This is a genomic window from Ferrimicrobium sp., from assembly GCF_027364955.1.
Lineage (GTDB): Bacteria > Actinomycetota > Acidimicrobiia > Acidimicrobiales > Acidimicrobiaceae > Ferrimicrobium.
This window is the reverse complement of record NZ_DAHXOI010000009.1, coordinates 67,398-82,183: the sequence shown is the minus strand read 5'-3', so window position 1 is coordinate 82,183 and position 14,786 is coordinate 67,398. Positions and strand designations below refer to the sequence as shown.

Annotated in this window: 12 protein-coding genes; 4 read left to right on the top strand and 8 right to left on the bottom strand. The window is 57.6% G+C overall.

Annotated features, from left to right (window positions below; genetic code table 11):
* Positions 1–41: 41 nt before the first annotated feature.
* The 5 genes from M7Q83_RS07920 to M7Q83_RS07900 form a co-directional block, all read right to left on the bottom strand.
* Positions 42–1,511, bottom strand: coding sequence for an NAD-dependent succinate-semialdehyde dehydrogenase (locus M7Q83_RS07920; protein ID WP_298337111.1), 1,470 nt, complete (start codon positions 1,509–1,511; stop codon positions 42–44).
* A 316-nt stretch (positions 1,512–1,827) separates the two neighbouring features.
* Complete coding sequence (locus tag M7Q83_RS07915; protein ID WP_298337109.1) at positions 1,828–2,010, bottom strand: hypothetical protein; 183 nt, start codon at positions 2,008–2,010, stop codon at positions 1,828–1,830.
* Between the two features lie 96 nt (positions 2,011–2,106).
* The gene (locus M7Q83_RS07910; RefSeq protein ID WP_298337107.1) at positions 2,107–2,910 is read right to left on the bottom strand and encodes an ABC transporter permease subunit; all 804 of its coding nucleotides are present in this window, start codon (positions 2,908–2,910) and stop codon (positions 2,107–2,109) included.
* On the bottom strand, positions 2,900–3,811 hold the full coding sequence (locus M7Q83_RS07905; RefSeq protein WP_298337105.1) for an ABC transporter ATP-binding protein: 912 nt from the start codon (positions 3,809–3,811) through the stop codon (positions 2,900–2,902). Before M7Q83_RS07905 ends, M7Q83_RS07910 begins: the two co-directional genes overlap by 11 nt.
* A gap of 22 nt (positions 3,812–3,833) precedes the next feature.
* The gene (locus tag M7Q83_RS07900) at positions 3,834–4,898 is read right to left on the bottom strand and encodes a hypothetical protein (RefSeq protein WP_298337102.1); all 1,065 of its coding nucleotides are present in this window, start codon (positions 4,896–4,898) and stop codon (positions 3,834–3,836) included.
* Positions 4,899–5,520: 622 nt separating this feature from the next.
* Here M7Q83_RS07900 and M7Q83_RS07895 point away from each other — a divergent pair.
* On the top strand, positions 5,521–6,432 hold the full coding sequence (locus tag M7Q83_RS07895; protein WP_298337100.1) for a sigma-70 family RNA polymerase sigma factor: 912 nt from the start codon (positions 5,521–5,523) through the stop codon (positions 6,430–6,432).
* A gap of 235 nt (positions 6,433–6,667) precedes the next feature.
* Here the strand turns inward: M7Q83_RS07895 and M7Q83_RS07890 are convergent, their stop codons facing one another.
* The 3 genes from M7Q83_RS07890 to M7Q83_RS07880 are packed head-to-tail and all read right to left on the bottom strand — an operon-like array spanning position 6,668 to position 8,539.
* On the bottom strand, positions 6,668–7,627 hold the full coding sequence (locus tag M7Q83_RS07890) for an RluA family pseudouridine synthase (RefSeq protein ID WP_298337098.1): 960 nt from the start codon (positions 7,625–7,627) through the stop codon (positions 6,668–6,670).
* Positions 7,608–8,081 (bottom strand): signal peptidase II, encoded by a 474-nt coding sequence (gene lspA, locus M7Q83_RS07885; RefSeq protein WP_298337096.1) that lies wholly within the window; start codon positions 8,079–8,081, stop codon positions 7,608–7,610. Before lspA ends, M7Q83_RS07890 begins: the two co-directional genes overlap by 20 nt.
* Positions 8,078–8,539, bottom strand: a complete 462-nt coding sequence (locus M7Q83_RS07880; protein WP_298337094.1) for a TraR/DksA C4-type zinc finger protein — start codon at positions 8,537–8,539, stop codon at positions 8,078–8,080. Before M7Q83_RS07880 ends, lspA begins: the two co-directional genes overlap by 4 nt.
* Before the next feature lie 210 nt (positions 8,540–8,749).
* Between M7Q83_RS07880 and ileS the strand changes: the two genes are divergently transcribed.
* The 3 genes from ileS to M7Q83_RS07865 all read left to right on the top strand — a co-directional run bounded on the left by ileS (position 8,750) and on the right by M7Q83_RS07865 (position 14,658).
* Positions 8,750–11,959, top strand: a complete 3,210-nt coding sequence (gene ileS / locus M7Q83_RS07875; protein WP_298337092.1) for an isoleucine--tRNA ligase — start codon at positions 8,750–8,752, stop codon at positions 11,957–11,959.
* Between the two features lie 111 nt (positions 11,960–12,070).
* Entirely contained in the window at positions 12,071–13,687 is a 1,617-nt protein-coding gene (locus M7Q83_RS07870; RefSeq protein WP_298337089.1) for a Gfo/Idh/MocA family oxidoreductase, read from the top strand.
* A complete protein-coding gene (locus M7Q83_RS07865; protein WP_298337087.1) occupies positions 13,684–14,658 on the top strand; it encodes a Gfo/Idh/MocA family oxidoreductase in 975 nt (324 codons plus the stop codon). The genes M7Q83_RS07870 and M7Q83_RS07865 overlap by 4 nt, the downstream gene beginning before the upstream one ends.
* Positions 14,659–14,786 lie beyond the last annotated feature (128 nt).

Below are 14,786 nucleotides of genomic sequence, written 5' to 3'. Positions count from 1 at the left end.
TTTGAGCGATCTCCTCTGACTGGGGATCCCTTACGGGCTCCTTAACTCAGATTGAGCGCGGCATACTTCACGTCGAGATACTCGTTGATCCCCTCGAAACCCCCTTCGCGACCGAAGCCCGAGTGTTTAACGCCACCAAAGGGTGCGGCGGCGTTGGAGACCAGACCTTGATTCACACCTACCATACCCGATTGCAGAGCATCGATCGCCTGATGCACTCGCCTAAATGACTCGGTAAAGATGTAGGAAACAAGCCCGTAGTTGGTGTCGTTGGCCACAGCGTAGGCCTCGTCGTCGTCATCGAAGGTATAGACCGGCGCCACCGGACCAAAAATCTCCTCGCGAAAGATCCTCGCACTCGTTGGAACACCTGCGATAACCGTGGGAGCATAGAAATAACCGTCCGACCCAACTCGCGTTCCACCAGTGAGCACGCGCCCACCTGCCGCCGTCGCGTCCTCAAGGAGGCCAGTCACCTTAAGCAGGGCATCCTGGTCGATCAGCGGTCCAACCTGTGCGCCAGCTACCGTACCACGGGCGACCTTCATCTTTGAGAGTTCATCGGCTAAACGCTCCGTGAAGGCCTCGGCGAGATCTCTGTGAACCAGAATGCGGTTCGCGCTCGTACACGCTTCTCCACCGTTACGCATCTTGGCAAAGATCGCTCCCGGTACGGCCTTGTCCAGGTCCGCGTCGGAGAAGACGATGAGGGGAGCGTTGCCACCTAACTCCATCGACAGGCGAAGCAGGTTCGTAGACGCCTTTCGCATGAGCATCTTACCCACCTCGGTTGAGCCCGTAAACGAAAGTTTACGCAACCGGGCGTCATCCACCAGGCGATCGGTAATCTCCCCAGGTTCTGAGGTGGTGACGATATTGAGGACACCGGCCGGCAATCCTGCGTCAAGTAGGATCGCACCAAGTGCCAGTGAACAGAGGGGCGTCTGCTCAGCAGGCTTGAGAATAACCGTGCAGCCGGCTGCCAACGCAGGTCCCACCTTACGTGTCCCCATGGCGAGCGGAAAGTTCCAGGGAGTAATCATGTAGCTCGGACCAACGGGTGACCGCGACGTCAAAACCTTCGTCATCCCATCAGGTGAGCGATAGTACTCACCTTTCATGCGAACCGCCTCCTCTGAGAACCAACGGAAGAACTCAGCCGCATAGGCGACCTCTCCCTTTGACTCAGCTACCGGCTTACCCATCTCTAAGGTCATCAAGAGGGCTAACTCCTCTTGCTGAGCCATGATCTTCTCGTAGGCCGAACGAAGAATCTCGGCACGAAAGCGAGGAGCCGTGGCCGCCCAACTCACCTGCGCACGAGTGGCAGCCTCGAGCGCATCGAGCGCATCCTCTGGACCCGCGTCAGCAACCGACGCGATCACCTCTCCGGTCGCCGGATCCTCGACATGGAACTCCTTGCCGGAACGAGCATGCCGCCACTCCCCGCCGATCAGCAGCCCAGTAGGAACGTCTCCTACTACCCGACTCTCTTCGACACTCATCGTCATTGTCACTCCTTCATCACCGAGCTCCGAAAGCCTAGCCATCAACCTTGGCTGATGCCCACGCTGACTGCTACCCTACTATAGCGTCCATGCGGCGACCGATCAAAGAGGCGACCCGCCGCCAGCCGACTAGGAGTTGAGCATCAAGGGCATCCCGAATCAAAACAGGGAGACCCCTGTTACCCTCCATCACACCCAAAGACGATCCAAACGAATCCGCAGCCCCAAGGCTCGGCTCCGTCCCTCCGTCGACCCTGAACGCTACGTCGCTAGGCTACCTGCCCGTCCAGGTGTGACTCGCTAGCGCAACCCTCTCGCCTTATGCGGTGGAATCTTTGCGTCGAGATCGACCACGTCGTAGCAGTCCAACAACGACCACAACGACCACAACGATGATCACGATGGTGGAGATCATCGAAATGAGTTTCAGGACAAAGGAGATCAAGGCGAATGCAATGATCACTCCGAGGACCCCCAGGACTACCTTGATGATGCTGCTCATAGCAACCTCCTCTCTTTATCCATTCTAGTCAGACCGCGGCGCGCACCCCAAGGTGGCTTCTTCGCAAACTCAGTGTCTCCCCAAACAAACGAGGTGCTAGGCGGTGATATCACGTTGAGAGAAATTAAAGACCGCGAGGAGATAAAACACCGCCATCCAACCCAACTGCTCCAGCAGATCCTTGTAGATCGGTCCAGCGAGGATGGGAGAGCGAAAAATATTGATAAACGCAGACCAATAATTTGACAACAAGATAGGGCGGATCTTTTCGAGCTGAGGGATCGCATCGAGCACCTCAGAGGCGATGGCCACCGTCACCGCAATCGAAGTTGCCGCCAATGACGATGTGGTAAAAGTCGAGACTGCAATCCCCACCATCGTCACCGAAAAGATCGAAACACCCACCACAAGCGCCGCCAACAACGACTCAGCGACCCCATGCAGAAACGTAATCGACACCCCTGACAAGGTAACCACCTGATGGTGGGGAAAGAGGATCGAACCCATAATCAACCCAACAATCGCGATCATGAAACTCAGCGCAAGGGTATAGGCAAGGGCCGCGACAATTTTTGCGTGGATGATCCGAGTTCGCGAAACTCGTCGGACCAGCAAGTAACGCAAAGAACCATTAGCCGCGTCACCAGCCACCGAATCGCCGGCGATAATGGCTGCGGCAAGCGGAAGAATCAGTGTCTCCAACGAAGCGAGTGCCGCTAATGGCAGAAAAATTGCATTCTGCGTGATTTCGGCAAAAAAGGCCGGTCCGCCACCTCGAGGGCCCCCGTGACTCGCAAAACGAACCACGACACCCAGAAGAATGGGGACCAGCGCAATCAGTCCAAGGATAATCAGGTTTCTCGGTCTCCGAAAGACACGTTTTAACTCCTCAACGAACATCGAAACCCTCACCCACTTCGGCGATGAAGATCTCCTCTAGGTTTGGCATCAACCAAGTGAACTCGGTCACATCGACGCCACCGCTGACCAACTCATGTAACAGTGAGGGACCATCGCTCAACTCGCGATCAACGATCACACAAGGCCCATCGAGTCGCGCCGTCGGGCCAGCGAGTTCCAGAATCGATGCCACCGGGGTGCCAACAATCTTGAGCTGGGGTGCATAATCACTCCGCAACTCATCAAGCGATCCCGCCTTGATGAGTCGACCCTGCGACATGAACGCTACATGCGAGCAGATCTGTTCGGCTTCGGATAACAAGTGGGTAGAGATGAAGATCGTTTTGCCCTTGGCTGCAAGTTCACCGATCAGTCGGCGCACCTCTCGCATACCACTCGGGTCTAGTCCATTGGTCGGCTCGTCAAGGATATACAGGTCTCGCTCGCCCAAGAGTGCCTGCGCAATCCCGAGTCGCTGACGCATGCCGAGTGAATACCGTCCCACCGGCTTATCAACAACCATCTCAAGTCCAACCGCCTCAAGAGCATCCCCAATCAATCGAGATCGCCCGCTCCTCCGGATGCCTTCGGCAGCAAGGAAGCGATCCAAGTTCTGACGAGCGCTGAGATAGGGTACGTAGCCAGGCCCCTCGATGAACGAGCCCACGCGAGGCAGTACTCGGTGCAACCGTGAACGCCGACTTTCACCCAAAAGAGTAAATCCGCCAGCATCGGGGAAGATGAGACCGAGGGCGATACGAATGGTGGTCGTCTTCCCAGCGCCGTTGGGCCCTAAAAAACCGAATACGGAACCTTCGCCTACCGAAAACGTAACTGAATCGACGGCCAGCTGACCGCCAAAACGCTTCGTGAGGCCATCGGCCTCGAGAACAGCAACCACCTAGGCTATAACCGAAATGCCGTTAGAAGCCAAGCGCCCCAGCATCACTCTCAAGTACCGAACCACGCACCGCACCAGCCAAGATGGGACCATTGTTGGGCAAGACCAAGAGGTTAAACAGCGCAGTATGGATCGACTCCGCCGTCTCGCCATTGGCCAATACAACCGGGGTTTCAAGCTCCGCAAGACCCTTTGCCCCAATCGAACTCGAAAGCTGACCCAGCAGCGTCGCAGGCAACTCATCGACCGTCTGCCAACTCGTCCCTAGGGTCACCGGGTTGGTGGAGGTGCTCATTGGATCGAACATCGCCTGCAGCTGTGTGGTAGTCACCGTCTTCACCGTCGCGCCCGTTGGGGGCGTGAAGGCAAAGTTCGAGGTACTCGGGTCCGCAAACGTGATCGATTGATAACCCATCTGTAGCACCGGACTCGAAGAATACACAGAGTTCACGGACACCGCCAGCACGTGATAGTTCTTGGCATCCACAAAGATTCGTACCGACGAGATGGTGGATCCTGACTGCAGCGGAGCGAGCGAGAGCGTGTACGCGGCATGACCAGCGACATAGGTGTTCGCGCCGACGGTGACGTCAGATGTCGGAGCAAGACGCCCAACAAGCGCATCCGCCATCTCCGTCGGATTCATCTGTTGCATGGAGGAACTTTCTTGCGTCGAGGATCCGAACGCTACATGTTCGGCAGAGGTATTCGCTGAGTTCCATGACCAAGCCCCAGCGCTGTTCACATAGAGATCGCGCTCCGACTGGGCATTGATCTCCTGAAGGCGAAGATTTGCTCCTGCGCCTCGATAGACCATCACCTGCGAGGTGCCTTCAGGCAGCGCGACGCCTTGACCCACACTAGAGAGAAGGGAGGCATCTGAACCCAAAATGTTGGAGGTGATTTGCAGTTGGCCTGAGTACTGCACCGGTGCCGCTCCGATGACCGCAGCGATCAGCTGAGACGCTGACATTGGCTGCAACAGGGGAGTTTGCGCATTGGTCAGTGCTGGCGTCAGCGATGCCGCACCGAGCGCCACCGCGGCACCGACGAGCGGGATTCCAAATCGATACTTCCAACGTGCCATTACTCTCTCCTTCTACAACCAAAACCTTGGGTCATTGTCTGGCCCAACCAGGGCCATGACTTCACCAACGCACTCCTAGCCAGAATACTCCCGAGCTGAACACTATGGAATAACCACCACTCGCCAAATGATCCCCGTTCGAGAGGATACCCTCAAGAAGTCTCGTTGCTCACAACCTTCTCGCTGCTCACAACCTTCCTGTTGGTCCGAAACCGGTAACCGCCCTTGTTACTACTCTTTGCACAGCCTAACTCGTTTACCTGATATTTGTCTTAACACTGCCTGAAGGAACGATATTCCAGTTGCAACGGCGGGCGCACCGATCACGTCGGTTGCGCCTGGGGCTGGATACCCTGGACGTGTGGGGCGGTCGGGGTCCACCGACTATAATCGAATCCCAAGGATGTTGGACTCACTGCTCAACTCACGGCCTCATGCGTGCCGATAGAACTTTGTGCCAATTTTTCAGCACGACCTTGAATATCCGGCAAATTTTTGATACGATAGTTCTATGGTGTGCGTTGCCATATGGTGGCCACGCTTCCAGTGGTTGTTGGGCATGCAGTGGTTGTTGGCATACTGAGGAGTTTCCAAACGTACATATGAATGAGAAGAGATAGCGATGGCGAACAAGCAAACGACAGCAGTGACGAGTGAGGCAAAGGGGCGTCGCCGTTCAGCGCAAGCCGAGGTCGATACGGCCTTGGCCGCGGCTGGGCTCGGTGCCGACTCCATTCGCCTCTTCCTCGACGATCTCGCAAAGCACCCACTCCCCTCCTCTGCCGAACAGGTGGAGTTGGCCAAACGTGTGCGCGATGGCGATGAAGAAGCCAAGGTGGAGATGGTGGCAGCGAACTTACGGTTGGTTGTTCACTGGGCTCGCCGCTACCAGGATCGAGGAGTGGAGCTCTCTGATCTCATCCAAGAGGGCACCTTTGGGCTCATCCGTGCCGTCGAGAAGTTCGATTGGCGCCGTGGATTCAAGTTCTCCACCTACGCGACATGGTGGGTGCGCCAGTCGTTACAGAGGGCAGTGCACAACCATGGACAGGCCATACGACTCCCGATGGAGGCTGCGGAACGTTCGCGTCGAGTCGATAACGTCTCCCGTGAGCTCGCTGCCGACCTCGGTCGCCCTCCAACCGAGGACGAGATTGCAGTGGCGTCGAACCTTTCGCATTCCCAATTGGCGGACGTCCGTCATGCGGCACGTGTCGTCGCAAGCCTCGATCAAGCCGTAGGGCCTGAAGGAGAGACCAGTCTTGGAGATCTAGTCGTCGGGCCGGATACCTCCTTTGAAGACGACATCGATGACTCCATCTCCCGCGAGATGCTACGCAAGGCAGTCCAAGAGCTCGACCAACTTGAGCGAGACGTGGTCACCCTCCGTTTTGGCCTCAACGGCGATCGGCCTGCGTCCCTTGAGGCTACGGCCAGGATGCTTGGTATTGGACCGCGAAGGGCCCGCAGGCTTGAAGCTTCTGCACTCAGTCGCCTAGCGGATCATCCTGCCCTGAAGACATCTGCAGCCTGACCTCTGCTGGGGTAACGCCGCCGATCGTGTGATGGTGTTGTTGGACAATACCTTCCCAGCGGATCTGTCAGGCCCGGTCGGGCCTTGGGTCCTTCTGCACGGAAGTCACTAGTTCCACGGAAGCCACTGGCCGAACCGTCAGATGTCTGCCCACGTGGGTGAGCCGCACGAGTCGTCCTAGCGCTACCCATAGAGCCCGATCACCACACAAGCTCTCGATGACCGGATCGCGACGTTAGGAAATCGTCTCCCTTGACAGATCGGGACGTGACTCCGGCTGCTCCATCGGCAACCGAACTTCCGCCAAAACCTTGACTAGCTCGGGCGGGAGTGCTGACTGGATCTCCAGGGGAAGCCCATTGGACGGGTGGGTAAGGGCAAGCACAGAGGAGTGCAAGAAGACGCGGTCCCGCAGGAGTCTGCTCCCACCTCCATAGGTTTGATCCCCGACCAAGGGATGCCCGATCGCACTCATATGAACGCGAATCTGATGCGTACGGCCTGTCTCTAGAGTAAGTTCCACATAGGTATACCCCTGGAGCCGCTCGATGACCCGAAACCGTGTCACCGCGCGTCGCCCCTCAGCGATGACGGCGATCCGCGTGCGACTTCTCTGGTCGCGACCAAGTGGGGCATCGATAACGCCCTCCTCCTCCGCAAGCTCTCCCTCGACGAGCGCTCGGTAGGTCCTACGCATTGCGTGGGCGGCGACTTGCTCCTTGAGCACTCGGAAGGCCGAATCGGTCCGTGCGACGCCCATGACCCCTGACGTCGACTTATCGAGGCGTTGGTAAATGCCCGGTCGTAGCGATGGTTCGTCACCCACACCGGTCACCGCTGGATCCAACGCCACCACCGCACTCGCTAGGGTCGGAGTGGCATCGTTGAGCGTCGTCGCGTGCACAATAAGTCCTGCTGGCTTATCCACCACAAACATTGCCTCGTCAAAGTAGAGGAGCGGCAACGGGATGCGGAGACGATCTTGCTGCGCGGTTGGAGCAAGGTCGATCCTAAGGTGATCACCATGATCAAGCCGGTGCGACTTGTCACGCAGTACTCGAGCATTGACCGAGACCAACCCCTGGTCGATCATCCTTCCGGCCATCGACCGCGAGACGTCGCCGACGACCGAAACCGCGCGATCAAGACGTTCTTGGGTGAGCGTGTCCCCTACCTCAACGTTGAGAACGTTCATGGCGTCCATCGATTACTCCAGCGATCAGAAGAAGAACAACCCCCACCGTGATCGCGGAATCAGCGAGGTTGAAGATAGGCCAGTGCGGAAAGCGGATGAAATCAATCACCGCTCCATGGTTATGCCGAAAGAGCCTATCCGATACGTTACTGAGCGCCCCCCCTGTGACCAGAGAGGCCGCAATCCGATTGAGACGCGATGGCGTCATCAGTGCGTAGCCACCAACCGCGATAGCGAGCACCACGGCGGCGACCGTGATCAGCAGTGGGTGCCCCTGACCGATGGAGAACGAAAACCCCGAGTTGAAGGTGAGTTCGAACTTGATCGGACCAAGAATATCGATTGGCCCGTGTCTCAGGGCATTCTCTGCCCAAGTCTTGGTGGCCTGATCGATCAAGATCACCAACAGCACCACCGCACCAACGGTTAGTGCTCGCGACCGAAGGCTTGTCATCGACTTCGCGGCAAACCACCCTCTTTACAACGGACACAGAGCCGCGCAAAAGGAAGTGCTCGAAGCCGTGCACGAGGGATCGGCTGCTTACAGCTCTCGCAGAGTCCATAGACGCCGCGATCCATCTTCCTGAGCGCCAGATCAACCTCTTCGATCGCCGCGAGCGCCGAGCCTGCTAAGGCAAGGTCTCGCTCCCGATCAATGGCGGTCGTTCCCCCTTCACCAGACTCCTCATCGAACTGAACTTCGGCAGGCTCATTATTTTGCACCATGCTGTCCGCTTCCGCCCGCAGTTGTGCTGCCTGCTCGCGATAGTGAGCCCGTTCCGTCTCGAGAAGGAGGCGCTGCTGAGCCACGAAGTCTTCATCGCTAAGGGCTTCGATCGTCTCATCATCGAGATTAAGGTACGCCTCGACGGGATCAATAGAATTGCTCTGCTCTTGCGTCGTCTTCGCCATCGTCATTCCAATCTATTACGGAGCACCGCGGTACGAACCACCGTACTGCCCATTTGAATCGCTCTACTCTAGCCGCCATCAACGCACGAACGGCAGAGGTGAGCCAAGCATAGCCGCCGATCGAATCACTTATCGCCCCAGCAGCTGCGCCGCGTCGTGCAGGGGCGGACCACGAACAGAGCACTTCCCTACGCCGACTAGCGTAAATGCATGAGCGACCGCGAAGAAAAGAACTCTTACCCACATCAGCCTGGTGCCCTCAACCTGCCAACGCTAGAGCACGAGATTCTCGCCTTTTGGGAACGAGATGACACCTTTCAGGCTTCGATTGCCCAACGTCGAGCTAGCGGCGGTAAGGCTTTTGTCTTCTACGACGGCCCTCCTTTTGCCAACGGGTCTCCCCACTATGGCCACCTCCTCACTGGATTCGTGAAAGATGCAATCCCCCGTTACCAGACCATGAAGGGCAAGGTGGTGGAACGACGCTTTGGTTGGGACTGTCATGGCCTTCCCGCTGAGATGGCGGCAGAAAAAGAGCTCGGCGTAAGCGGTCGTGACGAGGTCGAACAGCTCGGCATCGATCGTTTCAACGACCACTGCCGTTCGCTCGTCCAGCGCACCACCGATGAATGGTTCCGTTATGTGACGCGACAGGCTCGTTGGGTCGATTTCATCGATTCCTACAAGACGATGGACGTGAGTTTCATGGAATCGGTGATCTGGGCCTTCAAGCGGCTTCATGAGAAGGGTCTCGTCTATGAGAACTACCGCGTACTCCCCTACTGTTGGGAGTGCGAGACACCGCTGTCAAACTTCGAAACACGCCAAGACGACTCCTACCGTCCCCGTATCGACCCAGCCATCACGGTGGCCTTCCGCCTCCCAGCTAGCACCGAGAGCGACGCAGGAGCTACTCCTCTCCTCGAGGGTGAGCTGTACCTCCTCGCATGGACAACCACCCCCTGGACGCTGCCCTCAAATCTTGCCCTTGCCGTACGCCCAGACTTCGAATACGTGCTTTTTCGCGATGGTGCTGACCCCCGCGTCTTTGTGATGGCCGCCGATCGTCTCAGTGCCTACCAGGATCGCTTCGCAGATCCACAGATCCTCACCACCGTCATGGGAGAACGCCTTTTGGGCCGCCCCTTCGTCCCCCTCTTCCCCTTTTTCGCCGAAGCGAAGAATGCCTTTCGCGTCATCGAAGGCGCCTTCGTCACGATCGACGAGGGAACGGGTATCGTACAAATGGCGCCGGGCTTTGGCGAAGAGGACCAACAGGCCTGTGCCGTTGCCTCGATCGACGTGGTCTGCCCAGTCGATGAAAAGGGCCGCTATACCCACGAAGTGAGTTGGTACGAAGGCACGCAAGTCTTTGAAGCAAACGAGGCGATCAAGACCTACCTGAACGAACAGGGTGTCCTCATTGAGGCAAAGGCCTATGAGCATAGCTACCCGCACTGCTGGCGGACCGACACTCCGTTGATCTACAAGGCGGTGAGTTCCTGGTTCGTCGATGTCACCGCCATCAAATCTCGTCTGCTGGAGCTCAACCAAGAGATTGAATGGGTTCCTGAACACGTGAAAAACGGGGCCTTTGGGAAGTGGCTCGAGGGTGCGCGCGATTGGTCTATCACCCGCAATCGTTACTGGGGTTCACCCATTCCAGTATGGAAGAGCGACGATCCCAACTACCCACGGATCGACGTCTACGGCTCGCTCGATGAGCTCGAGGCGGACTTCGGTGTCCGTCCTGGGGATCTGCATCGGCCCGGCATTGATGAACTCGTGCGTCCAAACCCTGACGATCCCTCGGGTCGCTCCATGATGCGACGCGTACCCGATGTCCTTGATTGCTGGTTCGAGTCGGGATCGATGCCTTTTGCCCAACTTCACTACCCGTACGAACATCGTCAGGAGTTTGAAGAGAACTTTCCGGCTGACTTTATCGTTGAATTCATCGGGCAGACGCGGGGCTGGTTTTATACCTTGCACGTGCTCTCCGTCGGACTCTTTGATTCGCCACCCTTTAGGCATTGCATGGCGCATGGCATTCTCCTTGGGAATGATGGACGCAAGCTCTCCAAGCGGCTCAAAAACTTTCCAGACCCATGGGAGGTCTTTGAAGAGATCGGCGCCGACGCCATGCGCTGGTTTTTGCTCTCGTCATCGGTCCTTCGTGGACAGGAGATGCTACTGGAGCGTCAGGCCATGTTTGACACCGTCAAGCGTGTCATCAACCCGATCTGGAATGCCTTCTCATTTTTGACGCTGTACGCCGATGCAGACGGGACCCGAGGACACTTTGCGATCTCCTCAGATCACCTGCTCGACCGCTATATCCTTGCAAAGAGTTATCAGCTCACCACCGAGGTGACGGATGCCCTTGATCGTTTTGACCTCTCTCGAGCTACCAGCCGTATCGAGGAGTTCCTCGATGCTCTCAACAACTGGTACATTCGACGTAGCCGTGATCGTTTCTGGGCCGCCAAAGGCAGCGCACCAGAGATCGATGTCAGCAAGCAACAGGCCTACAATACCCTTCACACCGTGTTGGAGAACCTCGCCACTCTGACCGCACCGCTACTCCCGATGCTGAGCGAACACCTCTATCGTTCACTCACAGGAGCACGCAGTGTACATCTCGCCGACTGGCCATCAGCCACCTCGCTTGGAGCGAGCAATCCTCAGCTCGTAGAGGAGATGGAGCTGGTGCGCGAGATCTGCTCCCAGGTCCACAGCATTCGCAAAGCAACCGGCCATCGAGCTCGCCTTCCACTGCGCTCCATCACCGTCGCCAGCTTGGTCGACCGGGATCTAGCGCCCTACGTCGACCTCATCAAAGCAGAGACCAATGTGAAAGCGGTACACGTCACCAACGACTTCGATCGTTTCGCTCACCAACGGCTCACCGTCAACCCAGCCCTACTGGGCCCACGCATCGGTGCCGTCACCCAACAGGTGATCCGGGCCGTCCGGGAGGGGGACTACGTCATGGACAATGAGAATCCGGTCGTGGCCGGCATCAGCCTTGCGCCAGGCGAGTACTCGCTCACCCTCGAACCAACCGATCCTAGCTCCATGCGTGTCCTCGACGACCGAACGACGGTCGTCGCACTGGATCTCATCACCGACGAGTCCCTCGAACTCGAGGGTCTTGCTCGCGATCTCATCCGTGCGATCCAACAACACCGCAAGGACTCAGGCTATGACGTCAGCGACCGAATCGACCTCCTTATCGGCCTAGCAGATCCGAACCACCGGCTCAGCAAGGCACTTGGGGCGCACGCGGCCGACATTACCGCCCAAACCCTTGCAGCTACGCTTGAGGTCGTCCGTGACGAGGTGACCTCGACTAGATCCACCACCCTCGAATTGGATGGACTCACGATCGTGATCACGAGCGAACTCGCCTCGGCGTAGCTACAACCGAGGCCCACACGGTAGAACCTAACTGGGTGTCTCGGGAAGCCTTTACCTATCCCCGGCGTTGACAAACCTGAATGCTAGAGCAACCCTTGAGAGGATAATCCCATGATGGTACCAGCAAACCAACGATCAACCATAGCCCTACTGGAACGAGCAAGCTGGCGAAAAGGCGTCCAGGTCCTTGACTCCCCAGATGCTCTCTCCTTTGGCCAGCCTGCTGTACTCGTTGAGCCGGAGACACTGACACCATCGGCATTGCGTGCCATCCAAGAGGGCGCAAGTGTTTTTGTTCTTATCAACCAACTCCACGGTGCGAAGCTACTCCAATCACTACCCAACTATCGTCATCAGAAGGCCGCCCCATGGGGTGAGTGGATGGTCACACCCAATCACGCGTTCAGCCCGTTAACGCGTACCCCAGATGAGTTCTCCGTTCGAACCGCCATCACCACCTTCACCCCACCCGATGATGCCACCACGCTTTTGACGGTCAACATTGCGCTCAGTGATCATGTAGTCGCAAGTCAGCAAACGCTCGGCAAGGGTCAATTGACGATCATTGGCCTCGACCTCGAAGCCCTTGCCGGCAGTCATTCCTGGCTCGAACGCACGATGGAACTGCTGATTGCGACGCCTCCATCACGCAAGCATGACACGCTCGGCATTGGGGTGATCGGTTATGGACCCTATGGCGGCATGGGGCTCTATCATGGCACCGGTGCCCAGGAAACTCCGGGACTCCAGCTCGTCACCGCAGTTGATGCCAACCCTGCTCGGCTCACTCAGGCACAACAGGACTTCCCAAATCTGATCGGCTACCGTAGCGCCGCTGAAATGTTCCGTGATTCCATCACCGACATCGCCATCATCGCTACTCCACCTAACACCCACTTCGATTTGGCGCTGCAGGCACTGGAGGGTGGTAAGCACGTGGTGGTCGAAAAACCTCTCTGCCTCACCACTGATGAAGCCGACAAGCTCATCGACGTCGCCGAAAGCAACGAACGAGTCCTCACCGTCCACCAGAACCGCCGCTGGGACCAGGACTACCGTACCCTCGTGGATCTTCTCGACCGCGGAGTCATTGGAGACGTGTTCAACATCGAAACCTCAGTTGGCGGTTTTGACCACCCCTGTCGCGCTTGGCACTCCGATGCAACCGTATCCGGCGGGCTCGCCTACGATTGGGGTGCACATCACATCGACTGGATTCACCAACTCTATGGGACTGCACCTGAACGCATCTTCGCCTTCGGACACAAATCTCGTTGGCACGAGATGACAAATCTGGACCAACTACGCATTCATCTGCAGTTCACTGGCGGAAGAGAGGCCACCTTCTTCCAAAGCGAACTCGACGGTTTCCGGCGGCCCAAGTTCTACGTACAGGGCACTGAGGGTACCATTGTGGGCAACTACATGCCGTTTGAGCAGCCACGTGTGGCACCGGTAACCGGCTACCAGGTTGATCGTTATCACTACGCGGAGGCGCCTGTCGCTCTCCAAGTCGCCCTCTACGAAGGACCAGGACGGCTCAGTCACTATCACCCAGCGTTACTGCCTCCCGATACTTTTGGCTTTCACCGCGACTTGGCCGACCACCTCCTGGTTGGCACACCACTCGCCGTCCAGCCGGGTCAGGTACGCGAGGTCGTCGGCGTCCTCGAACTTGCGCATCGCTCAAGTGCGCTCGGCAGCATCCAGACCCTCACACCACGGTGAACGTCGCCGTCTGTGGTCTCGGCAGTTATGTCGCCCAGGCTGGAGTGATACCTGCTCTTCGGCGCTCCCCATGGACGCGACTTCTTGGAGGGACCACGCGGTCTTTGTCCACCGCATCGCAGGTGCTCACCACCGATGAAACTCACTATCGGGATTATGCCACCATGCTCGCTGACCCTGAGGTGGAAGCGATCTACCTCCCGCTCCCCAACGATCTCCATTTCGCCTACATCCAGCGCGCCGTGGAAGCAGGCAAACACGTACTATGCGAAAAACCGTTGTTCTTCACCGAAGGCGACTACGCACGCCTCGACAACCTGCTCGCTGACACCGGAATACTGGTCAGCGAGGCCTTCATGAGCTCCTATCACCCGAGACTCCGTGCCGTACTCAGCCAGGTCGCCGCCGGTAGCTACGGTCCCGTCATCAATGTACAAACAACGTTTACCGGCACTTTAACGCCACTGTCTGGCTATCGACTTGACGCTACGCGCGGCGGTGGTTCCCTTTTCGATGTCGGCATTTACGCCATCTACCCTATCATCTCGCTGCTGGGTGCAGAGCCCAGAGACATCTGGACAACCGTAATGCCATCCGAGCAGGAACACCCGGTTGACCTCACGCTCGAAGCCCTGTTGTCCTATGACGGTGGCGTGGCCGCAACCTTCACCACCTCCTTCATCACCGGGGAGTCACAGGCCTTGCGCATTCTCACCCGTGAGGCAACCATTGAGATGGACCATGTCTGCACGCCTCGACTTGAGGATACGACCTGGACGGTTACGACCAACCGTGAGGTAACAAACCATGCCGTCGCTGGCTGTGACCCCTACCAAGCGATGGTCGACGAGGTTTTTGCATCCTTCTCCAACGGACACGAGCCCTCATGGAGCCTTACCGAATCACGCCGACTCGCGCATCTGCTGTATCGCATTCACGCGACCATACAGTCCCCACGGCGGAGCAACTGATCCAACCAACGGCGCTGACCGGCACCATACTGTGAGTCGGTGTGATGATACTGCTGGTCGGAGACTACCTCGATCGCCAGGTGTTAACATCCCGATGCGCACAAGACCCGTTGTTCGGTCATCTCGAT